This is a genomic window from Kitasatospora sp. NPDC058965, assembly GCF_042741245.1.
In the GTDB taxonomy this organism is placed as follows: domain Bacteria; phylum Actinomycetota; class Actinomycetes; order Streptomycetales; family Streptomycetaceae; genus Kitasatospora.
The window spans coordinates 1-22,330 of record NZ_JBHYKG010000132.1 but is presented as its reverse complement, the minus strand read 5'-3'; the positions used below and the strand labels follow the sequence as shown (position 1 = coordinate 22,330).

The window sequence follows — 22,330 nt, the reverse complement described above, 5'->3', positions numbered from 1 at the left end:
GCGCGCCAAGCTCTGACGGGGCGGCCGCCCGCCGTCCCCCGGCCCACCCGGCGCCCGGCGGGCGCCGGGAGGGCGACGCGCTCGGCGGGGGCGCCGCCCCGGTCAGCCGGCCCGCCGGACCTCACCGACCGTCACCGTCGCCCCGTGACCCGGGTGCACCACGGTCTCGTCGGGGAGGTCCAGCAGGCGGGCCAGGTCGCCGCCCCCGCCGAGCGCGTCGCCCGCGAAGACCGCGTCCAGCGCCGGCACGTAGATGCTCACGCTGCCGGGCGTGGCACCGGGCGTGTGGCGGACGTGCAGGTAGAGCCCACCGACCACCAGGCGCTGGCCGTCGCGCAGTTCCTCGTCCGGGCGGTCGTCGGCCGACCACCGGAGCAGGTCGGCCGGGTGCAGGTGGATCGGGGCACCGGTGATCGCCGCGAGCGACAGCGTCGCCGCCACCCGGTCCGGCTGCGCGTGGGTGCACAGGATCGCCACCACCTGACGGTCCCCCAGGTGGTCCGCGATCAGCTCGGCGTCGTCGGCCGGGTCGATCACCACCGCCTCGTGCTCGTTGGCGATGATCCAGACGTTGCTCTCCACCGGGCGGCCGCCCGGCTCGGGCTCCCCCGCCGTGACCAGGTTCTCGATCTCCGGCTCCGGGGGCAGCTGCCGCATCTTCCAGTCCTGACTCTTCGTTTCGCCGCGCGGGACCGGACGGCCCCTCACCAGCGATTCTCCCTCACCCGGCGTCAGCCCGTGGCCACGGCCGCCGCCCGACCCGCCGCCCGGCCGGAGAAGAGGCAGCCGCCCAGGAAGGTCCCCTCCAGCGAGCGGTAGCCGTGCATCCCGCCGCCGCCGAAGCCGGCCGCCTCGCCCGCCGCGTAGACGCCCGCCAGGGGCGAGCCGTCGGCCCGCAGCACCTGCCCCGCCAGGTCGGTCTCCAGCCCGCCCAGTGACTTGCGGGTCAGGATGTTCAGCCGCACCGCGATCAGCGGCCCGGCCTTCGGGTCCAGCAGCCGGTGCGGGGCGGCGGTGCGGATCAGCTTGTCGCCCAGGTAGCGCCGGGCCCCGCGGACGGCCGTCAGCTGCAGGTCCTTGGTGAACGGGTTGGCCACCTCGCGGTCCCGGGCCTCGATCTCCCGGCGCAGCGCGGCCTCGTCGATCAGCGGCCCGGCGGCCCCGTCCCGACCGGCCAGCGCGTTCATCCCGGCCACCAGCTCGGTCAGCGTGTCCGCCACCACGAAGTCCGCCCCGTACTTCTTGAAGGCCTCCACCGGGCCGGGCGCGCCGGGCAGGGCCCGCCCGAGCACCTGGCGCACGCTGCGCCCGGTCAGGTCCGGGTTCTGCTCGGAGCCGGAGAGGGCGAACTCCTTCTCGATGATCTTCTGGGTGAGCACGAACCAGGTGTACTCGTACCCGGTGGTCATGATGTGCTCCAGCGTGCCCAGGGTGTCGAAGCCCGGGAAGAGCGGCACCGGCAGCCGGTTGCCGCGGGCGTCCAGCCAGAGCGAGGACGGGCCGGGCAGGATCCGGATGCCGTGCCGGGCCCAGATCGGGTTCCAGTTCTCGATGCCCTCGGTGTAGTGCCACATCCGGTCGCCGTTGATCAGGTGCCCGCCCGCCGCACCGGCGGCCTGCTGCATCAGCCCGTCCACATGGGCCGGCACCCCGCTCAGCAGCCGGGCCGGCGGCGTGCCGAGCCGGGCCGGCCAGGCCTTGCGGACCAGCTCGTGGTTGCCGCCGATCCCGCCCGAGGCCACCAGCACCGCCTGCGCCCGCAGCTCGAAGTCGCCCGCGACCTCGCGCGAGCTGGCCTCGCCGCGCTGCGCGGTGCTGGGCACCAGGACCTCGCCGCGCACCGTGTCGGTCACCCCCGCGGTGGCGGCCAGCCCGGTCACCCGGTGCCGGAACCGCAGCTCCACCAGTCCCTTGGCCACCGCCGCCCGGACCCGGCGGGCGAACGGCTCGACCAGTCCGGGCCCGGTGCCCCAGGTGATGTGGAAGCGCGGCACCGAGTTGCCGGGCCCGCTGGCCAGCAGCCCGCCGCGCTCGGCCCAGCCGACCACCGGGAAGAACCGGACCCCCCGGGCCCGCAGCCAGGCCCGCTTCTCGCCGGCCGCGAAGTCCACGTAGGCCTCGGCCCAGGCCCGCGGCCACCGGTCCTCGGGCCGGTCGAAGCCGGCCGTGCCCAGCCAGTCCTGCCAGGCCAGCTCGCGCGAGTCGCGGATCCGCAGCCGGCGCTGCTCGGGCGAGTCGACCAGGAACAGGCCGCCGAAGGACCAGTGCGCCTGGCCGCCGAGCGAGGCGGCGCCCTCCTGGTCCAGCAGGATCACCCGGCGCCCGGCGTCGGCCAGTTCGGCGGTGGCGACCAGCCCCGCCAGACCGGCGCCGATCACGATCACGTCGGCGTCCAGTGCCATCGGGGGCTCCTCGGAGGTGGTGCGGATTTCTTCCGGTGATCCTCCGGCTTTGGCGACACTCCGTCAATCTCTTGACACTCCAACAGAATCACACTGTCATATGTGATGTTCCATTTGGATCCGTTCGATTCTGTTGGTTCGTCAGCCCGCTCTCCGACCGGAGGACTTCTGTGGACGTCCCGCTGCATCGCCGACTCGCCCGCCGGTTGGCCGCCGCCACCACCGCGCTGACCCTCCTCGCCGGCGGTGGCGCGCTCGCCGTCGGCCTCCAACTGGCCACCGCGCCACCGGCCCTGGCCCTGGACAACGGGCTGGACCTGACCCCGCAGATGGGGTTCAACAACTGGAACTCCACCCACTGCGGCGCCCAGTTCAACGAGGCGATGGTCGAGGGCATCGCCGACCTGTTCGTCGCCAAGGGCCTGAAGGCGGCCGGCTACCAGTACGTCAACCTGGACGACTGCTGGGCACTGCCCACCCGCGACGCCAACGGCAACCTGGTGGCCGACCCGGTCCGGTTCCCGCACGGGATCAAGGCACTGGCCGACTACGTGCACGCCAAGGGCCTCAAGTTCGGCATCTACTCCAGCGCCGGCACCCACACCTGCGACGTGCAGGGCTTCCCCGGCGGCCTGGGCCACGAGCAGCAGGACGCCGACCTGTGGGCCTCCTGGGGCGTCGACTACCTGAAGTACGACAACTGCAACAACCAGGGCGTCGACGCACAGGCCCGGTACAAGGCGATGGGCGACGCGCTCCGGGCGACCGGCCGCCCGATCCTCTACAGCATCTGCGAGTGGGGCTCCACCGCTCCGTGGACCTGGGCCTCCCGGGTCGGCGACTCCTGGCGCACCACCGGCGACATCAGCGACGACTGGTCGTCGATGATCTCCCGGGCCAGCGCCAACATGGGCCTGGCCCCCTTCGCCAAGCCCGGCGCCTTCAACGACCCGGACATGCTGGAGGTCGGCAACGGCGGCATGACCAGCACCGAGTACCGCACCCACTTCAGCCTCTGGTCCGAGATGGCCGCCCCGCTGATGATCGGCACCGACCTGCGCACCGCGCAGCCGGACACCCTGGCCATCCTGACCAACGCCGACGTGATCGCGGTGGACCAGGACCCGCTGGGCAAGCAGGGCTCGGTGGTCGCGGCCGCCGACGGACAGGTCGTCATGTCCAAGCCGCTGGCCGACGGCAGCCGCGCGGTGACCCTGACCAACGAGGGGTCCTACGACGCGCAGATCACCGCCACCACGGCCGAGCTCGGCCTGGCCGGCAGCAACGGGTACGCGGTCAAGGACCTGTGGTCGAAGCGGACCAGCCGCGCCAAGGACCGGGTGAGCGCCACCGTGCCCGGCCACGGCACGGTGATGCTCCGGATCACCCCGAACCGTCCGGTCCCGCCGGCCACCGGGATCAGCTACCTGAGCGACCTGCCGTTCGCCACCCAGAGCAACGGCTCCGGCCCGGTGGAGCGCGACCTGAGCAACGGCGGCCGCAGCCCGCAGGACGGCCGCACCCTGTCCGTCCGCGGCACCGCCTACGACAAGGGCCTGGGCGTGGCCGCGCCCAGCTCGGTGAGCTTCCTGCTCGACGGCGCCTGCAAGGACCTGGTCACCGACGTCGGCGTCGACGACGAGACCGGCGGCAGCGGCGCGGTGGACTTCCAGGTGCTGCGCGACGGGGTCAAGGTCGCCGACAGCGGCGTGCTCACCGGCGCGGACCCGGCCGCGCACCTGAGCGTCGACCTGCGCGGGGCCGGCACGCTGACCCTGGTCGCCGCACCGGGCGCGGGCGGCGGCGACGCGGGCCACGGCGACTGGGCCGGCGCCCGGATCGCCTGCGGTGCGGGCCCGGCGACCGGTCCCCACCAGGTCTCCGACCTCACCTGGTCCTCGGCCGGCAACGGCTGGGGCCCGGTGGAGAAGGACCGCAGCAACGGCGAGGACTACCTCGGCGACGGCGGCCCGCTGACCGTCCGGGGCACCGCGTACGCCAAGGGCCTGGGCGCGCACGCCGCCAGCGACGTCGCCTACTACCTGGGCGGCTCCTGCCGCTCGCTCGGTACCGACGTCGGCATCGACGACGAGACCGGCGGCCGCGGCTCGGTGGTCTTCCAGGTCTGGGCGGACGGGGTGAAGGTGGCCGACTCCGGCCTGGTCACCCCCGCGAGCGGGGTGCAGCACCTGACCGCCGACCTGACCGGGGCCGACCAGGTGCACCTGGTGGTGACCGACGGCGGCGACGGCAACAACAGCGACCACGCCGACTGGCTGCAGCCGGTGCTGACCTGCTGATCGGCACCTCGGCGCGGCGGGCCGGCGGGGTCTCCCCCGCCGGCCCGTCTCATTCGCCCTCGGGCAGTCCGGCCGACCACTTCTGCTCCACCCGGCCGAACTTCCAGAACGCCAGCGCCCCGGCCCAGGTGACCACGAACAGGCCGACGATCGCGAAGCCCACGTTGTTCAGGTCCAGCGAGGCCACCCAGCCCACCGGCCCGCCGGTGATGCCCAGCCGGTCGGCCAGCAGCCCGGTCAGCTCGACCAGCCCGATCACCAGCGCCACCAGCACCGAGAGCCCGGTGACCGTGAGGTTGTAGTAGATCTTGCGGACCGGCTTGGCGAACGCCCACTCGTACGCGAAGTTCATGAACGAGCCGTCGATGGTGTCCAGCAGGCTCATCCCCGCCGCGAACAGCACCGGCAGCACCAGCAGCGCGTACCAGGGCAGCGAGAAGGCCGCCGCGCCGCCGGCCAGCACCAGCAGCGAGACCTCGGTGGCGGTGTCGAAGCCGAGGCCGAAGAGCAGGCCCACGGGGTACATGTGCCAGGGCTTGCCGACCGCGCGGGTCACCCGGCCCAGGATCCGGTTGAGGAAGCCGCGCTTGTCCAGCTGCTCCTCCAGCTCGGCCTCGTCGTACCGGCCGCCGCGCATGCTGCGGAAGACCCGCAGGATGCCGTGGAAGGCGCCCAGGTTGATCAGGCCGATCAGCAGCAGGAAGACCCCGGAGACCGTGGTGCCGATCAGGCTGGTCGTCCGGTGCAGGGTCGAGTCGTCGGACTCCACCGAGCCGGCCAGCTGCCGCACGCCGAAGGCCAGCAGGGCGACCAGGCCGAAGACGATCGAGGAGTGGCCGAGCGAGAACCAGAACCCGACCGAGAGCGGGCGCTTGCCCTGGCCCATCAGCTTGCGGGTGGTGTTGTCGATCGCGGCGATGTGGTCGGCGTCGAAGGCGTGCCGCATGCCCAGCGTGTAGGCGGTCAGGCCGAGTCCGGCACCGAAGGCCTGGTTGCCGACCGTGTAGTGGTGCGGCGCGATCACCGCGAGCAGGGTGAACCAACCGATCACGTGCAGGGCGAGCACGAAGCCGCCCATGCCGGCCAGTCGCAGCCACTCCTCCCGGGTCAGCCGACTGGTCCACCGGGGGGTGCCGCTCATCTGCCTCTGCTCTCCGTGTGCGCTGAAGGAACCGCTCCATCTTTGTGTAGTTGCAAGTCATTCGCAACTACATGCCATGGGCCGACTTACGGCCCATCAGGTAATAGGGCGTTATGTCCGTTATGGTCAGATGACCCGCCGCCCAGTCCGCCGGAGAGCGCCGTGCACCACCCCACCGCGTACCCCCACCAGGTCACCCGCGAGGACCTGCGGATCCCGCTGGCCGACGGCACCGAGCTGTTCGCCCGCGTCTGGCGCCCCGTCACCCCGGAGCCGGTACCGGCCCTGCTGGAGTACCTGCCCGACCGGCTGACCGACCGCACCGCACCGCACGACGCCGAGCGGCACCCCTGGTACGCCGGGCACGGCTACGCCGGCCTGCGGGTGGACGCGCGCGGGCACGGCAACTCCACCGGTGTGCCCGGCGACGAGGCGCAGCAGCTGGCCGACGCGGTGGCGGCGGTGCACTGGCTGGCCGGGCAGCCGTGGTGCGACGGGGCGGTGGGGGTCTTCGGCTTCGGCACCGGGGGCGACCTCGCGCTGCGCATCGCGGCGGCCGCGCCGGAGCCGGTCAAGGCGGTGGTCACGGTCTGCGCGAGCGACGACCCGTACGAGAACGGCGGGTACTACCTCGGCGGTTCGGTGCTGCCCGCCGCGCTGCCCGGCCGGGCGACCGGCCGGCTCGCCCGGGCCGCGCTGCCGCCGGACCCCAAGTACGTCGGTGAGGCCTGGCGCCCGCGCTGGCTGGAGCGGTTGGCGGCGCTCACCCCGGTGCTGCACACCTGGCTGGGCCACCAGAGCCGGGACGGCTACTGGCAGCGCGCCGCGGTGGACCTGGACGCGATCACCGCCCCGGTGCTGGCGGTGGGCGGCTGGGCGGAGCCGTCCCGGGACACCGTGCTGCGCCTGGTCGAACGGCTGGCCGCACCGGTGCGCGGCATCATCGGCCCGTGGGCGCACCACCACCCGGACGGGGAGCAGCCGCCCGGTCCCGCGATCGGCCTGCTGCCGGAGACCCTGCGCTGGTGGGACCGGTTCCTGCGCGGCCGGGAGACCGGCGTGCTGGACGAGCCGAAGCTGCGCTGCTGGCTCGGCGAGTCGGTCCGCCCGGTGCCCGGGTACACCGAGCGCCCCGGGCGGTGGATCGGTGACGACCAGTGGCCCTCCGACGACGTGCGGGAGATCCACTACGACCTGTCCGAGGCGCTGCGCACCGCCGGCACCCCGGCGGACGAGCGGTTCGTGCTGGTCCGCTCGCCGCAGCAGACCGGCCTGGACGCGGGCGCCTACCGCCCCACCGGCAGCGCCGCCGACCTGCCGACCGACCAGCGCGCGGAGGACGGGCGGTCGGTCTGCTTCGACAGCGCGCCGCTGGCCGAGCGGCTGGAGCTGCTGGGCCGCCCCGGACTGCGGCTGCGGCTGCGGCTGCCCGCCGGGGCCACCCGCGGCCAGGTGGTGGCCCGGCTGTGCGACGTGGCGCCGGACGGTTCGGCCACCCTGGTCACCCGGGGGGCGCTCAACCTGGCCGCACGGCGCGGCGCCGAGCTGACGCTGGACTGGGAACCGGGCGCGGTCGAGGAGGTGGCGTTCGAGCTGGCCTCGACCGGCTACGCGTTCCCGCCCGGCCACCGGGTCCGGCTCGCCCTCTCCTCGGCCTACTGGCCGTGGCTGTGGCCGCAGCCGACCGCGGCCGGCTTCCTGGTCGACCCGGGGCACAGCACGGTGGTGCTGCCGGTCCGCCACCTGGCGGCGGACGTGGGGCGCGGGCCGATCGCCTTCGCCCCGCCCGAGCGGGCCGCACCCGCCGCGGTGCGCCGCGCCGCCCCCGGCACCGCCCGGCCCGAGCGGCTGCAGCTGCGCGAGGTGGCGGGCGGGCTGCGGCGGCTGGAGCTGGCTCCCGTCGCCTCGCTGCTCACCCTGCCGGACGGCCTGGTGATCAGCGAGGAGGCGTCGGAGAGCTACACGGTCGAGGAGCGCGACCCGCTGAGCGCCGTCTGCCGGGCCGAGTGGACGGTCCGGCTGGAGCGGCCCGACCAGGGCTGGGACGCCCTGGTCCGCACCGCCACCACGCTCACCTGCGGGGCCGCCGGCTTCACCGCCCGCACCGAGCTGACCGCCTGGGAGGGCGGCGCGGTGCTGTTCGAGCGGGAGTGGGAGCGGACCGTCCCGCGCACCGCGGGGTGACCGCCGGTCCCGCTACGGCACCGGGAACTGGTCCGGCGGGACGGTGCTGGTGCTGGCGTTGCCGCCGATGGTGGGCTTGAGGGTGAGCGTCCAGGTCGAGTAGGTGGTGGACGTGGTGGTGAAGTCCAGCCCGTCGTCGAACTTGGTGAAGGCGCAGCTCTGGGTGAACTTCTTGGTGCCGCCGTCCCAGTCGAAGCCGCCCGCGAAGAACACGTCGTACTTGCCGTCCCGGATCCCGGAGATCTTCGCGGTCTGGCCCTTGACCACGTAGAAGGAGTACGCCGCCTGCCCGTTCTGGCTGAGCGTGAGCACCGCGTCCACGCTGCCGCCGCCGTTGTCCACGGTCAGCTCGCCGTTGCCGTCGCTCTGGCCCTCGCGGACCTTGGCGCCGTTGTCCAGCGCCCGGTGCTGCAGCTGCCCGGTCTGCGGCACCGAGAAGGTGGTGCTGAACCCGGCGGTGGACAGCGCGGTCAGCGCCTGCTGCACGTCCTTGAGGCCCTGGGCCTGACCGGCCTCGGCCAGCGCCGAGGAGGTGGCGCACATCTTCTCGCTGTCGATGTCGGTGGCCACCGTGGAGAAGTTGCCGGCCAGCGTGTCCAGCGCCACGTACAGCTGCCGGTTGCCGTCACCGGCGCCGGACGGCGGGGTCAGGCCCTGCAGGCCGGTGGAGCCGGCGCTGGCCGCCTGCTGCACGTCGCCCAGCGCCGTCTTCAGGTCGGCCAGACTGCCGGCCTGCGGCAGTTTGGCGAGCGCGTCGTTGACCGGCCCGACGTAGCTGGTCAGGCTCTCCCGGTACGGGGTCGGTGTCGGGCTCGGCGTGACGACGGTGCCGATCGCGTCGTTCCCGGAGCCGCCGGCCGTGCTGTGCTGCGCGCCGGAGCTGCAGGCGCTGACCACCAGCACCGCCCCGGCCAGCAGCGCAGTGCGGGACAGCCGCCGCGACCGCGCACCCGTGCGCGGCTCGGTGCTGCGGTCCCCCGGCGTGCGGTTCCCCGGTTCGTGGTTCGCCATGAGCAACTCAAGCCCCCCAGGCCCTGGTTCGCGGTGCGCGTGCGCGCTCAGCGTCCCGCAGCGGCGGGGCCCGGGTCAACTGCGCCGGGCCGGGGCCGCGCCACGGGACTTCGCCCAGGTCAATTAGGATCGCCGAGTGCTCGCCTTGACCGGACTCCCGCTGCAGATCGTCGCCTGCCTGCTCGCCGTGCTCGCCTTCGTCGCCACCATGTGGCTCTGGCCGAGGCTGGGCGGCAAGGGCTGGCGGCCCGTGCTCGGCCGGCTCGGCGCCTTCGCCGGCACCCAGGTGCTGGTGCTGGTGGCGATGGCCCTGGTGGCCAACTCCTACTTCGGCTTCTACACCACCTGGACCGACCTGCTGGGCACCGCCGGCGGCCCGGGCACCGTGGTGGACCACAAGCCGAGCAACGCCCTCTCGGTCACCGGCGAGCAGCGGGTCTACAGCTCGCAGGGCTCGGCCAAGGAGCGCTCCGGCGTGATCCAGAAGGTCCGGCTGACCGGCGCCGCCTCCGGCCTGACCAGCGACGCCTACGTCTACCTGCCCCCGCAGTACTTCCAGCCCGAGTACGCCGCGCACCGGTTCCCGATGGCCCTGGTGCTCTCCGGCTACCCGGGCTCGGCCGAGAAGCTGATCTCGCTGATGCAGTGGCCGGCCAGCACCCTCACCGCGATCCAGGCCAAGCAGCTGCCGCCGACCGTGCTGGTGATGATGCGCCCCAGCCCGATCGCCAACCGCGACACCGAGTGCATGGACGTGCCCGGCGGCCCGCAGGTGGAGACCTTCTTCACCGAGGACCTGCCGCGCGCGCTGGCCACCGGCTACCGGATCAGCCCGGAGGCGGCCGCGCACGCCGCCATGGGCGACTCCACCGGCGGCTACTGCGCGCTGAAGTTCGCCCTGCGCAAGCCGCAGGCCTACGGGGCGGCGGTCTCGCTCTCGGCCGACTACAGCGTCTCCAACGACCCGACCACCGGCGACCTGTTCGGCGGGAACCCGAAGCTGAAGCAGGAGAACGACCTGCTCTGGCGGCTGCGCAACGCCCCGCCGGCCCCGGTCTCCCTGCTGCTGGCCACCAGCTACGACGAGGACAACTACCAGGCCACCCAGCAGATGGTGGCCTCGTTCAAGTCCCCCACCAGGGTGTCCACCATCACCCTGAACAGCGGCGGCCACAACTTCCACACCTGGAACCGGGAGATCCCGCCGGCCCTGGAGTGGCTCGGACGGCAGTTCGCGCTGCCCACGGCCTGACGGTCCGACGGGTCTGACCCGGCATCAGCCGGACGGCCCAGCAGATCACAGGGCGCTCACAGGCGGGGTTCACCGGGCTCTCAGACGGCGCGCTGAACGTATGGTCCATGACCTGGACCACTCCCGTTCCCGAGAGCAGCGTCCCGTGGCCCGAGGCCGCGGACTACCCGCCCCCGGAGCCGCTCGCCCCGGCCGCTCCGGAGCCGATCTTCCCACCCGTCGAGCTGCCGGCGGTCGGGCCCGAGGGCCCGCACAGCTGGGCCGGCCGGCTGCGGACGCTGCCGGGACGGGCCTGGCGCGGCCGGCCGGACGACCCGGCCTGGGCCCGGCCCGCGCTCTGGGCGCTGCTGGTGCTCACCGCGGTGCTCTACTTCTGGAACCTGACCTCCTCCGGCTGGGCCAACTCCTTCTACTCGGCCGCCGTGCAGGCCGGCACCCAGAGCTGGAAGGCCTTCTTCTACGGCTCCTCGGACGCGGCCAACTTCATCACGGTGGACAAGCCGCCGATGTCGCTGTGGCCGATGGAGCTCTCCGCCCGGGTGCTCGGGCTCAGCTCGTTCAGCGTGCTGATGCCCGAGGTGCTGATGGGCGTGGCCACCGTGGCCGCCGTCTACGCCACCGTGCGGCGCCGCTTCTCGGCGCTCGGCGGCCTGGTGGCCGGCGCGGTGCTGGCGCTCACCCCGGTGGCGGCGCTGATGTTCCGGTTCAACAACCCGGACGCGCTGCTGGTGCTGCTGATGACGCTGGCCGCGTACGCCCTGGTCCGCGCCACCGAGCGGGCCGGCACCCGCTGGCTGGTGTGGTGCGGGGTGCTGCTGGGCCTCGCCTTCCTGGTCAAGACCCTGCAGGCCTTCCTGGTGCTGCCCGGCTTCGCCCTGGTCTACCTGGTGGTGGCGCCGACCGGGCTGTGGCGCCGGGTGCGGCAGCTGCTGGCGGCCGGGCTGGCGATGGTGCTGGCCGGCGGCTGGTGGGTGGCGGTCGTCGAGCTGGTGCCGGCCAAGGACCGTCCGTACGTGGGCGGCTCGCAGGACAACAGCTTCCTGTCGCTCACCTTCGGCTACAACGGCTTCGGCCGGCTGACCGGTGACGAGACCGGCAGCGTCGGCGGCGGCGGTCGCGGCGGCTTCGCCGGGCGGGCCGCCGAGGCGCTGGGCGGCGGTGCCCAGGGCGGCTTCGCGGGCGGTCCGGGCGGCGGACCCGGCGGCGGCGCGGGCGGCGGCATGTGGGGCAGCACCGGGATCACCCGGCTGTTCGGCGCCGACGTCGGCGGGCAGGTCGCCTGGCTGCTGCCGGCCTCGCTGCTGCTGCTGGCCTTCGGCCTCTGGGCCACCCGGCGCCACGCCCGCACCGACTCGGCCCGCACCGGGTTCCTGGTCTGGGGCAGCTGGCTGCTGGCCACCGCCCTGACGTTCAGTTACATGTCCGGCATCTTCCACCAGTACTACACGGTGGCGCTGGCCCCGGCGATCGCCGCGCTGGTCGGGATGGGCGTGGACGGCCTGTGGCGGGCCCGGCGCCGGCTGCCGTACGCGGCGGTGCTGGCCGTGGTGGTCGCGGTCACCGCGGTCTGGGCCTGGGTGCTGCTGGGGCGCAGCTCCGGCTTCGTGCCGTGGCTGCGCTGGGCGGTGCTGGTCGGCGGTCTGCTGGCGGCGGTCGCGCTGCTCGCGGTCTCCCGGGTGGCCGGCCGGATCGGCGCGCGGCTGGCGGCGGTGACCGGGCTGGTCGCGCTGGCCGCGGCGCTGGGCGGGCCGACCGCGTACGCGCTGGACACCGTGTCCACCGCGCACACCGGGTCGATCCCGACCGCGGGTCCGCGGGTCGCGGGTGACCGCGGCGGGCCGGGCGGGTTCCGGGTGGGCGGGGAGATGCGCATGCGCAACGGCGGCGGCTTCCGCGGCGGGTTCCCGGGCGGCGGCACCGGCACCGGCGGCCAGGGCGGCTTCCCCGGCGGCGGCTTCCCTGGCGGCGGCACCGGCACCGGTACGGGTGGCCAGGGCGGCTTCCCCGGCGGCGGCTTCCCCGGCGGCGGCTTCCCCGGCGGCGGCTTCCCTGGCGGCGGCACCGGCACCGGTACGGGTGGCCAGGGCGGCTTCCCCGGCGGCGCCGGCGGCGGCGCGGGCGGCGGCGCGGGCGGCGGCGCGGGCGGCGGCATGGGCGGGCTGATCGACGGCGCCCGGGTCAGCACCGAGGTCGCCGACCTGATCAAGGCCGACGCCTCCCACTACACCTGGGCGGCCGCCGGCATCGGCTCGCAGAACGCGGCCAGCTACCAGCTGGCCACCGGAGTCCCGATCATGGCGCTGGGCGGCTTCAACGGCTCCGACCCCTCGCTCAGCCTGGCCGGCTTCCAGCAGTACGTGCAGCAGGGGAAGATCCACTACTTCATCGGCGGCGGCGGGTTCGGCGCCTCCCAGGGCGGCTCCTCGGACAGCTCGGAGATCTCCAGCTGGGTGGAGTCCCACTTCACCGCCAAGACGGTCGGCAGCACCACGGTCTACGACCTGACCGCCCCGACCACCGGTGACAGCAGCAGCACCGGCACCACCACGACGGACTGACCCGTCCCCCGGGGCCCGGTGACCGAGCAGCACTCGGCCACCGGGCCCCGACGCGTCGTCAGCCGCCCGCCCGCCGGGGCCGGCGGACCCTCAGCCGCCCGCCCGGTCACCGAGCGGGCGGCGCCGCTGCGCCGGGTCCACCAGGGCCTGCGGCCGCCACACCCCGTCCGGCCGGTACAGGTCGGTCCCGGGCGGCACGATCGCGTCGATCCGGTCCAGCACCGCGTCCTCCAGGGTGAGCTCGGCCCCCTTGAGCAGTCCGGCCAGCTGCTCCGACGTCCGCGGCCCGACGATCACCGAGGTCACCGCCGGGTGCACCAGCGGGAAGGCGGTGGCCAGTTCGGGCAGCGTGCAGCCCAGCTCCTCGGCCAGCCGCGCCAGTTGCTCGGCCGCCGCCAGCTTGGCCGCGTTGCCCGGCACCGCCGGGTCGAACCGTCCCGGCGTCAGCGCCGCCCGCCCCCGGCCCAGGTCCACCGGCACGCCCTCGCGGTACCGCCCGCTCAAGTAGCCCGACGCCAGCGGACTCCAGGTCAGCACGCCCATCCCGTACCGCCGGCAGACCGGCAGCACCGCGGCCTCCACGCCCCGGGCCAGCAGCGAGTACGGCTGCTGCTCGGTCCGCGGCCGGGCCAGCATCCGCCGCTCGGCGGTGTGCTGGGCCTCCACGATCTCCTCCGCCGGGAAGGTGGAGATCCCGAAGCTGCGGATCGTGCCGGCCCGCACCAGGTCCCCCATCACCGACAGGGTCTCCTCGATGTCGGTGGTGTGGTCCGGCCGGTGCACCTGGTAGAGGTCGATCCAGTCGGTGTCCAGCCGCCGCAGGCTCTCCTCCACCGCGGTCAGGATCCACCGCCGCGAGTTGCCGCCCCGGTTGCGCCCCTCCCCCATCGGGAAGTGCACCTTGGTGGCCAGCACCACCTCGTCGCGCCGGCCCTTGAGCGCCTTGCCGACGATCACCTCGCTCTCGCCGGCCGAGTACATGTCGGCCGTGTCCACGAAGTTGACCCCGGCCGCCAGCGCCTCGTCGACGATCCGTGCGCACTCCCCGTGGTCCGGGTTGCCCACCGCCCCGAACATCATCGCGCCCAGGCAGACCGCGCTGACCTCGATGCCGGTCCCTCCGAGACTGCGGTACCGCATGTTCCGACTCCCTCGCTCGCCGTTCGACGCGGTCCACGCTAGGGGCTGGAGTCGGCTCTAGATCAAGTCCGTATGCTCGGCTGCCATGGACCTCACCATCGGCCAGGTCGCCGAGCGCACCGGACTGAGCGTGCACACCCTGCGCTTCTACGAGAAGGAGGGGATCCTGCCCCGCCCGGTGCGCCGTCGGGCCGGCGGCACCCGGGTCTACTCCGAGCAGGACGTGGACTGGCTGCACCTGTGCACGGTGCTGCGCGGCTCCGACATGCCGATCCCCGACATCCGCCGCTACACCGACCTGGCCCGCACCGGCCCGGGCACCGAGCAGGACCGGATCGCCCTGCTCCGTGCCCACCAGGCCCGGATCGAGGACCGGCTCGCCGACCTGCACCGCTCGCTGGACCTGATCAAGCACAAGGTCGCGGTCTACGAGGACCTGCTGGACGACGCCCCGGCGCGGCACGGCTGCAACCCCTGACCGGCCGTCAGCCGTCGGTCGGGCAGTGCGTTCCGGCGGCCGGCATCGTGCCGTCGACCAGGAACGCGTCCACCGCCGTCCGGATGCAGCTGCTCTTTCCGTAGCCGGTGTGGCCGTCGCCGTCGCGGGTCAGCAGGGTGGCGTCGGCCAAGCCGGCGGCGAGGTGCTGGGCCCAGGCGTAGGGGGTGGCGTCGTCGCCGGTGGAGCCGACCACCAGGATCGGGGCGGCGCCGACGGCCCGGACGACGTGCGGCCCGGTGCTGGGGTGGAACGGCCAGGCCCGGCAGTCCTGGGACTTGAGGTCCTGCGCGGTCATCCGGGCGGTCAGGTACCTGGCCTGCGCGTGCAGTTGGGCCAGGGCCTGCTGGATCCGGTCGTCCGAGGGCGTCGGGGCGCCGTAGTCGGCGCAGTTGATGGCGACGTTGGCGTCCGCCATGTTGGAGTAGTGGCCCTTGTCGTCGCGGCCGTTGTAGTCGTCCGCGAAGAGCATCAGGTAGTCGGCCCGGTGCTGCTGCATCGCCGAGGCCATGCCCTCGCGCAGGTACTCCCAGGACTTGGCGTCGCCGTAGAGCATGTCCATCGCGCCGGTCCAGCCCTCGGCGGAGGTGACGGTACGGCCGTCGGAGGTGGTCATCGGGTGCTGCTCCAGGCCGTCCAGGAAGGCGGCGGCCCGCTGCGCGGCGGTGGCCGGGTCCGTGCCGAGCGGGCAGCCGGAGTGCGTCACGCAGTCGGCCGCCCAGCGCTCGAAGACGCCCTCGAAGCCGATCAGCTGGGCCACGTCGGCGTCCAGCGGGTCGGCCGCGGGGTCCATCGCGCCGTCCAGCACCAGGCGGCCGGTGCGGGCGGGGAACTGCTCGGCGTAGCTGGCGCCGAGGTAGGTGCCGTAGGAGAAGCCGAGGTAGTCGAGCTTCTGGTCGCCGACCGCGCCGCGCAGCACGTCCAGGTCGCGGGCCGCGTTCACGGTGCCGACGAAGGGCAGCAGCTTGCCGGACTGCGCCTGGCAGGCGTCGGCGAAGCTCTTGCCGGTGGTGGCGTCGGCGTGGTCCAGGGCGTTGAGCCGGTCGCGGGCGGCATCGTCCAGGCAGTGCACGGCGGTCGACCGGCCGACCCCGCGCGGGTCGAATCCGACCAGGTCGTAGCGGTCGTTCAGGCCCCGGAACCGGCCGTCGGCGCCGCCGGTGACCTCCTCGATGCCGGAGCCGCCCGGGCCGCCGGGGTTGAGGAAGAGCGAGCCGATCCGCTGCGCCGCGTTCCGGGCCGGCCGGCGGACCAGGGCCAGGTCGACGGTGTCGGTGCCCGGGTGGGCGTAGTCCAGCGGGACGTGCGCGGTGCCGCACTGGAAGGTCGACATGTCGATGTCCTTGGCGGCCGGGTCGGCCGGGCAGGTCGTCCAGGCGATCCGCTGGCCGTAGAACGGCTTGAGCGCCGGGTCGTCCTCCCCCGCCGGCGCGCTCGGGTCGGGGCTGGCCGACGGCACGGGTGCGGCGGCGGCCGGGTGCGAGGTGCCGCCGGCGGCCGGAGCGGCCCCGGTCCCGCCGGACCCGCTGCACCCGGCCAGCGCGGTGGCCCCCAGCACGACGGGCAGGATGCGGCGCGCCAGGCGCGACAGTGCGATGTTCACCGCACAGCCATATCACCCGCTCGTCACACGGGGCCGGGCCGGGGCCGCTCCCCGGCCACCGGTCGCCGGGCTCAGCCGCCGATCGCGGACATCGGGCGGGCCGGCTGCACGAACCCGGCCGAGTTGATCTCGTGCCCGGGCCCCTTGCGCGCGATGGTGTTGCGCCAGGCCCGCTCGATCCCGGCGTCGTCGGCGCCCCCGCGCAGCAGCGCCCGCAGGTCCGACTCCTCGGTGGCGAACAGGCAGTTGCGCAGCTGGCCGTCGGCGGTCAGCCGGACCCGGTCGCAGGTACCGCAGAACGGCCGGGTCACCGAGGCGATCACGCCGATCACCGCGTCGGTCCCGGCGATCCGCCACTCCTCGGCCGGGGCGCTGCCGCCCCGGCCGCCGGGCCGCGGCACCGGCTCCAGCGGCCAGCGCGCGCCCAGCACGGTGAGCAGCTCGTCCGCCGTGACCATCGCGGACCGGTCCCAGGCGCCCTGCGCGTCCAGCGGCATCGACTCGATGAACCGCATCCGGTAGCCGTGCTCCAGCGCGAACTCGACCAGCGGCACGATCTCGTCCTCGTTCACCCCGCGCACCGGCACCGCGTTCACCTTCACCGGGTCCAGCCCGGCCGCCCGGGCCGCGGCCAGGCCCGCGAACACGTCCGCGATCCGGTCCCGCCGGGTGATCGCCAGGTACCGGTCCGGGCGCAGCGTGTCCAGGCTGACGTTGACCCGGCGCAGCCCGGCCGCCTTCAGCGCCCCGGCCGTGCGGGCCAGCCCGATCCCGTTGGTGGTCAGCGAGAGGTCCGCGCCCAGCCCGGTCAGCCGGGCCACCAGGGCCGGCAGTCCGCGCCGCAGCAGCGGCTCGCCGCCGGTCAGCCGCACCGAGCCGATCCCCAGCCGCCGGACCGCGATCCCGACCAGGCGGACGATCTCGTCGTCGGTGAGCACCTCGGCCCTGGGCAGCCAGTCCAGGCCCTCGGCCGGCATGCAGTAGGTGCAGCGCAGGTTGCAGCGGTCGGTCAGGGAGACCCGCAGATCGGTGTGGACCCGGCCGAACCGGTCGACCAGCGGGGAGGGAGCGGTGTGCATAACGGCCAGTAGAAACGGACGGCGCCGGAAGATCCAGGGGCGGATGGCCCGGGCCGCCGCCGAGGTCGGCGCGCCGACCTTGTGTGAACACACAACACCGCGCGGCCCCGCCGGACGGCATCGTGGTGGCATGCCCGAATCCGCGCTGCACGACTCCGCGATCCCCGCGCTGGTGCTGGCCGCCGGCGGCGGCCGCCGCTTGGGCGGACGCCCCAAGGCGCTGCTCCGGCTGCACGGCCGGCCCCTGGTCGAGCACGCCGTCCGGGTGGTCCGGGAGGGCGGCTGCGGGCCGGTCACCGTGGTGCTCGGCGCCGCCCGCGAGCAGGTGCTCGCCACTGCCGAACTGGCCGGCTGCACCGTGGTGGCCAACCCGGACTGGGCCGAGGGCATGGGCTCCTCGCTGCGCGCGGGCCTGGCCGCGCTGCCGCCGGACGCGCCCGCCGTGCTGGTCGCCCTGGTCGACACCCCCGGGGTCACCCCCGCCGCCGTGGCCCGCCTGCTGGCGGCCCACCGGGCCGGTGCCGAGCTCGCGGCCGCGGGCTACCACGGGCGCCGCGGCCACCCCGTGCTGATCGGCGCCCGGCACTTCGCCGAGGCCGCCGCCGGGGCGACCGGCGACGCCGGCGCCCGCGCCCTGCTGACCGCCCGTCAGGGCGAGCTGCTGCTCGTCGAGTGCGCCGACGTGGCCCGCCCGGACGACCTCGACACCCCCGCCGACCTGGCCCGCTGGCAGGCGGACCGACCTGCTGCCGGTCCTGCTGAAGTACCACGCCCGACCCCGAAAATGCCCTGATCATTCCGGGCAACCCCTGACATCGCGCGCCGCCATCGGGGAGCATGGGAGGGGACGAGCCACTCCAGCCGAAACGGACGGTGCGCGCTTTGCCCGGACCCTTCCTCCCCGACGACTTCTCCGGCGCCGGCCGCCCCGCCGATCTGCCCGAGGCGGCCACCAGCCCCGCCACCGCCCGCAGCATCCGCTGCCCGGCCTGCCGCCGCGAGCACGTGTACGAGCCGCCGGTGCTGCCCTGTCCGTGCGGAGCCTCGCTCAAGGTGCCGCTGCTCAAGGGCGGTGTCCCGGTGCAGGTCCGGTTCCGGTCCTGGGAGGACTCCTGGCTGAGCATGCGCTGTCCCAGCTGCGGCCGCAACGACCAGTGGCCGCAGCCCGAGTTCACCTGCAACTGCGGCGCCACCGTCCGCCTGCCGGTGGACCGTTCGCCGCGCCCGGGCAGCTCCTCCCCGCAGGGCTCGCGCCCGCTCGGCGCGCGCCGCCAGGAGCCGCCCACTCCGTTCTACGCCGACGGCCCGCGCCCGGACGCCGCCGTCCCGCCCGCGCCGCCCGCCGAGCCGCCGCCGGTCGCCCCCGCCGGCCCGCAGCAGCACCGGCGGCACCGCCCGCCGTTCCGCCCGCACCCCATCCGCAGCGGGCAGGACGCGGTGCTCGCCGCCGCCCGCTACCTGGAGTGGCTCGGCTTCACCGACCTGGAGCTCACCGAGGGCCAGGAGCGCGAGGCCGTCACGCTGCTCGGCGACCGGCTGGTGGCCCAGGTGGACACCTGGCCGGAGCAGGCCGACCTGCGCTCGGTGGAGTGCCTGTGGCTGCAGACCCTGCACGCCGAGGAGATGGCCGCCGCGATGTTCACCATGTCCGGCTACTCGCACCAGGCCACGGTGCGCGGCGAGCAGCTGCTGGTGGCGCTGTTCACGGTGGACGAGTCCGGCCTCCCGCACCCGGTGAACGGCGCGGCCGAGTCGCTGCTGGAGACCGGCTGGACGTCCTGACGGACCATCAGCCGTGCGACCGGACGGCACGCCCCGGACAAAAATGGTCACGCTCGTGATCTGGTGCACAAGCTCACCCCCGTGTTGAATTGCGGTGCTCCGCGGCCGCGCCGCAGGAGCGGCATGGCCGTGGGCACCGCACACAAGGAGGTGGCGTTGTCGGAGCACGGAACGGCCCCGCGGGGCGGGGGTAGGCGCCAGGGGGGAACCGGCGGGCGTCCGCGGGGCGGACCACCGGGGGTGCCCCCGCACGGCGGCGGACTGCATCCGGGCGCCGACGGTCACCTGGACGAGCTCACCAGTGGCGCGGTCTGGCGACTGCGCTCCCGGGCCTGCTGGCAGGAGGCCGCCGAACTGTTGATGCCGGCCGCGGAACGGGACGCCAGGACCGCCCTGTGCCGCGCCGAGCTGCTGATCGAGCAGTGCCTGTACACCGCCGAGCACTGGGACGAGGCGGAGGCCGCGCTGCGGTTGGCCGAGGCCGGGGTGACCAGCACCGAACAGCGCGCGGGGGCCGCCTGCGCCCGCGGCTTCCTGGCCTACCTGGGCAGCGTGCTCGGCCCGCGCGACCGGCTGGACGAGGCGCAGGCCGCGCTCGGCCGCACCTCCGCGCTGCTGCCGCCGCACGCGGCGGGCCGGCCGCTGCTGGACTTCCGGCGCGGACTGGTGGCGGAGAACCTGCTGCGCGACCAGACCGCCGCCTGGATCGCCTACCGCCGGGCGCACGACGGTGCGCTCGGGCACGGGGACACCCTGCTGGCCTCCTCCACCTGGCGCCACCTGGCCGCGCTGGCGCTGGCCGGCGGCGACCGGGTGCGGGCCAGGGAGGGGTTCGCCGCCTCGCTGCAGCTGCGCGAGGAGCTGGGCTTCACCGTCGGCGTGGCTCCGGCGCTGGCGGCGCTGGCGGAGGTGAGCGAGCCCGAGGAGGCCCACCAACTGCGCTCCGAGGCAGGGCGGTTGGTGCACGCGCTGGGCGGCGTCCCGGTCTGGCTGGTCGGTCGCCTGGGCGAGGACGCGACCACCGGCGGCCCACCCGGTGGCCCGCCCGGCGCCCCGCGCGGCGCCCCGCCGAGCGCCCGCCCGGGCCTGCCGGGGACCAGACGGGCCGGCGCCCCGCCGCCCTCGGCGGCGGCGAGCTGACGGACCGGTGCGGACCGCGGCGGACGGCGCACTCCCCCGAACGGCCCTGTGCGCCGGGAGTTCGGACGGGCCGTCAGCTAAGGTGAGGCTAACCTGATCGGGTGAGGTGCGAGCCGCCTCGCCCGATCGGTGTCCGCCGACCCCGGGCTCGCGCGAGCGCCGGCCGACCGCTGGGGGCCCGCCATGAGGACCGCGCGCACCGTCCGCGCCCCCTACGCGGGCGCGTACGCCGCCTTCGCCCGCGTCTTCCCGGACCTGCGGGTCCGGCTCGCCACCCCGCCCCCGGGGCCGGACTGGCACCCGGTGGCCCGCCTGCTCGCCGACCCCGCCCTGCGCACCCGCCTGCTCGCCGCCGAGCTGCGCGCCGACCGGGCCCGCTACGGCACCGCCCCGCGCCCGGACGTGGCGGCCGGTTTCTGGCTGCACCGCTACTCCTGGCCGCTCTGCCTGCTGTTCGGGCTGCCCTGGCTGCTGGAGCGGCGGGTCCCGCTGCCCACCGTCGAGCAGGTGGCCTTCCGCCCCGCCCGCCCGGCCGGCGGACCGGTCGAGCTCGCCCTGCTGCCCGGCGCCCCGCACCGGTTCGCCTGCCTGCCCGACGACCCGGCCGCCCGCCACCCCGGCGCCGTCCCGGTCCCCGACCGGGCCGCGCTCGACGCCACCCTGCGCACCGCGGTCGCCGGGCACCTCGCCCCGCTGCTGGCCGCGTTCCGCCCGCAGCTGCGCCGGGGCCCGCGCACGCTCTGGGGCCTGGCCACCGACGAGCTGGTGGAGAGCCTCTGGTACGCGGCCGGCCTGCTGGGCCTCGGGCCGCGGGCGGTGGCCGACCTGGAGGCGCTGCTCCCGGGCGGGACCGCCCCCTTCACCGGGGGTGCCGGCTTCCGGCGCGCGGACGGGCAGCCGGCGCGCACCCGGGTCAGCTGCTGCCTCTTCTACACCGTGCGCCCCGCGGAGGCCTGCGCCGGCTGCCCGCGCACCGCCGCAACCCCCGTCACCGGTGGGCCCGTTGACGCCGCCGGCCCGGATATTGTCAGACCATATTGCTGACGAGGCGTCAGTTCACTCACCCATCAGGGTATTTGCGCCCAAACCATCCGCGTTTCTCCTCGCCTTCGGCCATGATGGACCTCCTCGCGGTGGCCCCCGTCACCGCGACCGCCGAGAGCGAGGCTGGTGCAGCACCATGAAACTGTCGGACATACCACTGGGCTGGGCCGTGGCGGCCGTCGTGATCCTGCTGCCCGCCGCGGTCCTGGTGGCCTACCTGCGCAGCCGGGGCCCGGCCGCCGCGCGCGGGACCGACTCCTGGGAGCGCACCGAGGAGCGGCGCCGCCGCAAGGAGTCGCTCTACGGAGCCGCCTCCTACCTGCTGCTCTTCTGCTGCGCGGCGGTGGCCGCCGCGCTCTCCTTCCACGGCCTGGTCGGCTTCGGCACCCAGAACCTGGGGCTCAGCGGCGGCTGGGAGTACCTGGTCCCGTTCGGGCTGGACGGGGCGGCGATGTTCTGCTCCGTGCTCGCCGTCCGCGAGGCCAGCCACGGTGACGCGGCGCTCGGCTCCCGCCTGCTGGTCTGGCTCTTCGCCGGCGCCTCCGCCTGGTTCAACTGGGTGCACGCCCCGCGCGGCTTCGGGCACGCGGGCGCCCCGCAGTTCTTCGCGGGGATGTCGCTCTCCGCGGCCGTGCTCTTCGACCGGGCGCTCAAGCAGACCCGCCGGGCCGCGCTGCGCGAGCAGGGCCTGGTCCCCCGCCCGCTGCCGCAGATCCGCATCGTCCGCTGGCTGCGCGCCCCGCTGGAGACCTACGCCGCCTGGTCCCTGATGCTGCTGGAGGGCGTGCGCAGCCTGGACGAGGCGGTGGAGGAGGTGCGGGACACCAAGCGCGAGGCGGTGCTGAACCGCGAGCGCCAGCGGCTGGCCAGCCGCCGCGAGCGGGCCGAGATCCGGGCCATCAACCGGCAGCACGGCGGCTGGGGGCGGGCCCGCGGGGCGCGCCAGCTGGAGCCCGCAAAGGCTGCGGAGCCCGCCATAACCGCCCCCACCGATCCCGCGCCCGCCGCTGCGGGCACCCCGGCCGCCCCGGGGCTGCCCGCCCGCCCGGGGCGCCGCACCGTCGACCTCACCCCGGAGGAGGAGACCATGACCCTGCCGCGGTTCGACTCCCTGGAGCAGAAGCTCAAGGACCTGGAGCGCCAGTTCGGCTGACCGGTTCCGCCGCGGCTGCGGCCCCGGGCGGGTGGCCGGGGCCGC

At 75.0% G+C, this 22,330-nt stretch carries 17 protein-coding genes; 10 read left to right on the top strand and 7 right to left on the bottom strand.

Annotation, left to right across the window (positions count from 1 at the left end; genetic code table 11):
* Positions 1-102 precede the first annotated feature (102 nt).
* Together ACFW1A_RS21880 and ACFW1A_RS21875 are read right to left on the bottom strand one after the other, a co-directional pair.
* The gene (locus ACFW1A_RS21880; RefSeq protein ID WP_380410802.1) at positions 103-657 is read right to left on the bottom strand and encodes an MBL fold metallo-hydrolase; all 555 of its coding nucleotides are present in this window, start codon (positions 655-657) and stop codon (positions 103-105) included.
* Positions 658-731: 74 nt separating this feature from the next.
* A complete protein-coding gene (locus ACFW1A_RS21875) occupies positions 732-2,402 on the bottom strand; it encodes an FAD-binding dehydrogenase (RefSeq protein WP_380410801.1) in 1,671 nt (556 codons plus the stop codon).
* Positions 2,403-2,572: 170 nt separating this feature from the next.
* Here ACFW1A_RS21875 and ACFW1A_RS21870 point away from each other — a divergent pair, with 170 nt between their 5' ends.
* Positions 2,573-4,702: an NPCBM/NEW2 domain-containing protein gene (locus tag ACFW1A_RS21870; protein WP_380410800.1), complete on the top strand. Its 2,130-nt coding sequence runs from the start codon at positions 2,573-2,575 to the stop codon at positions 4,700-4,702.
* 49 nt (positions 4,703-4,751) lie between these two features.
* On the opposite strand, the gene ACFW1A_RS21865 is transcribed toward ACFW1A_RS21870, so the two are convergent.
* Positions 4,752-5,843, bottom strand: coding sequence for a HoxN/HupN/NixA family nickel/cobalt transporter (locus tag ACFW1A_RS21865; RefSeq protein WP_380410799.1), 1,092 nt, complete (start codon positions 5,841-5,843; stop codon positions 4,752-4,754).
* 162 nt (positions 5,844-6,005) lie between these two features.
* On the opposite strand from ACFW1A_RS21865, the gene ACFW1A_RS21860 reads away from it, so the two are divergent.
* Complete coding sequence (locus tag ACFW1A_RS21860) at positions 6,006-8,027, top strand: CocE/NonD family hydrolase (protein WP_380410798.1); 2,022 nt, start codon at positions 6,006-6,008, stop codon at positions 8,025-8,027.
* A 12-nt stretch (positions 8,028-8,039) separates the two neighbouring features.
* On the opposite strand, the gene ACFW1A_RS21855 is transcribed toward ACFW1A_RS21860, so the two are convergent.
* Complete coding sequence (locus tag ACFW1A_RS21855) at positions 8,040-9,038, bottom strand: hypothetical protein (protein ID WP_380410797.1); 999 nt, start codon at positions 9,036-9,038, stop codon at positions 8,040-8,042.
* Positions 9,039-9,174: 136 nt separating this feature from the next.
* Between ACFW1A_RS21855 and ACFW1A_RS21850 the strand changes: the two genes are divergently transcribed.
* Both ACFW1A_RS21850 and ACFW1A_RS21845 read left to right on the top strand, forming a co-directional pair.
* Positions 9,175-10,290 (top strand): alpha/beta hydrolase, encoded by a 1,116-nt coding sequence (locus ACFW1A_RS21850; protein WP_380410796.1) that lies wholly within the window; start codon positions 9,175-9,177, stop codon positions 10,288-10,290.
* 107 nt (positions 10,291-10,397) lie between these two features.
* Entirely contained in the window at positions 10,398-12,848 is a 2,451-nt protein-coding gene (locus tag ACFW1A_RS21845) for an ArnT family glycosyltransferase (protein ID WP_380410795.1), read from the top strand.
* Between the two features lie 90 nt (positions 12,849-12,938).
* On the opposite strand, the gene ACFW1A_RS21840 is transcribed toward ACFW1A_RS21845, so the two are convergent.
* On the bottom strand, positions 12,939-13,988 hold the full coding sequence (locus tag ACFW1A_RS21840) for an aldo/keto reductase (protein WP_380410794.1): 1,050 nt from the start codon (positions 13,986-13,988) through the stop codon (positions 12,939-12,941).
* Between the two features lie 85 nt (positions 13,989-14,073).
* Here ACFW1A_RS21840 and ACFW1A_RS21835 point away from each other — a divergent pair, with 85 nt between their 5' ends.
* Positions 14,074-14,466 carry a MerR family transcriptional regulator gene (locus ACFW1A_RS21835; RefSeq protein WP_380410793.1) on the top strand — a complete coding sequence of 131 codons (393 nt, stop codon included), beginning with the start codon at positions 14,074-14,076 and terminating at the stop codon, positions 14,464-14,466.
* Positions 14,467-14,473: 7 nt separating this feature from the next.
* Here ACFW1A_RS21835 and ACFW1A_RS21830 read toward each other — a convergent pair whose 3' ends face one another.
* Both ACFW1A_RS21830 and moaA read right to left on the bottom strand, forming a co-directional pair.
* Entirely contained in the window at positions 14,474-16,087 is a 1,614-nt protein-coding gene (locus tag ACFW1A_RS21830) for an alpha/beta hydrolase (protein WP_380410792.1), read from the bottom strand.
* 71 nt (positions 16,088-16,158) lie between these two features.
* Complete coding sequence (gene moaA, locus ACFW1A_RS21825) at positions 16,159-17,166, bottom strand: GTP 3',8-cyclase MoaA (RefSeq protein WP_380410791.1); 1,008 nt, start codon at positions 17,164-17,166, stop codon at positions 16,159-16,161.
* A 130-nt stretch (positions 17,167-17,296) separates the two neighbouring features.
* Here moaA and ACFW1A_RS21820 point away from each other — a divergent pair, with 130 nt between their 5' ends.
* From ACFW1A_RS21820 to ACFW1A_RS21800, 5 genes are all read left to right on the top strand, one after another.
* A complete protein-coding gene (locus tag ACFW1A_RS21820) occupies positions 17,297-17,959 on the top strand; it encodes an NTP transferase domain-containing protein (RefSeq protein WP_380410790.1) in 663 nt (220 codons plus the stop codon).
* Positions 17,960-18,048: 89 nt separating this feature from the next.
* The gene (locus ACFW1A_RS21815; protein ID WP_380410789.1) at positions 18,049-18,948 is read left to right on the top strand and encodes a hypothetical protein; all 900 of its coding nucleotides are present in this window, start codon (positions 18,049-18,051) and stop codon (positions 18,946-18,948) included.
* A gap of 240 nt (positions 18,949-19,188) precedes the next feature.
* Positions 19,189-20,088 carry a hypothetical protein gene (locus tag ACFW1A_RS21810; RefSeq protein WP_380410788.1) on the top strand — a complete coding sequence of 300 codons (900 nt, stop codon included), beginning with the start codon at positions 19,189-19,191 and terminating at the stop codon, positions 20,086-20,088.
* 183 nt (positions 20,089-20,271) lie between these two features.
* Positions 20,272-21,132: a (2Fe-2S)-binding protein gene (locus tag ACFW1A_RS21805; protein ID WP_380410787.1), complete on the top strand. Its 861-nt coding sequence runs from the start codon at positions 20,272-20,274 to the stop codon at positions 21,130-21,132.
* Between the two features lie 136 nt (positions 21,133-21,268).
* Positions 21,269-22,285, top strand: coding sequence for a DUF2637 domain-containing protein (locus ACFW1A_RS21800; protein ID WP_380410786.1), 1,017 nt, complete (start codon positions 21,269-21,271; stop codon positions 22,283-22,285).
* Positions 22,286-22,330 lie beyond the last annotated feature (45 nt).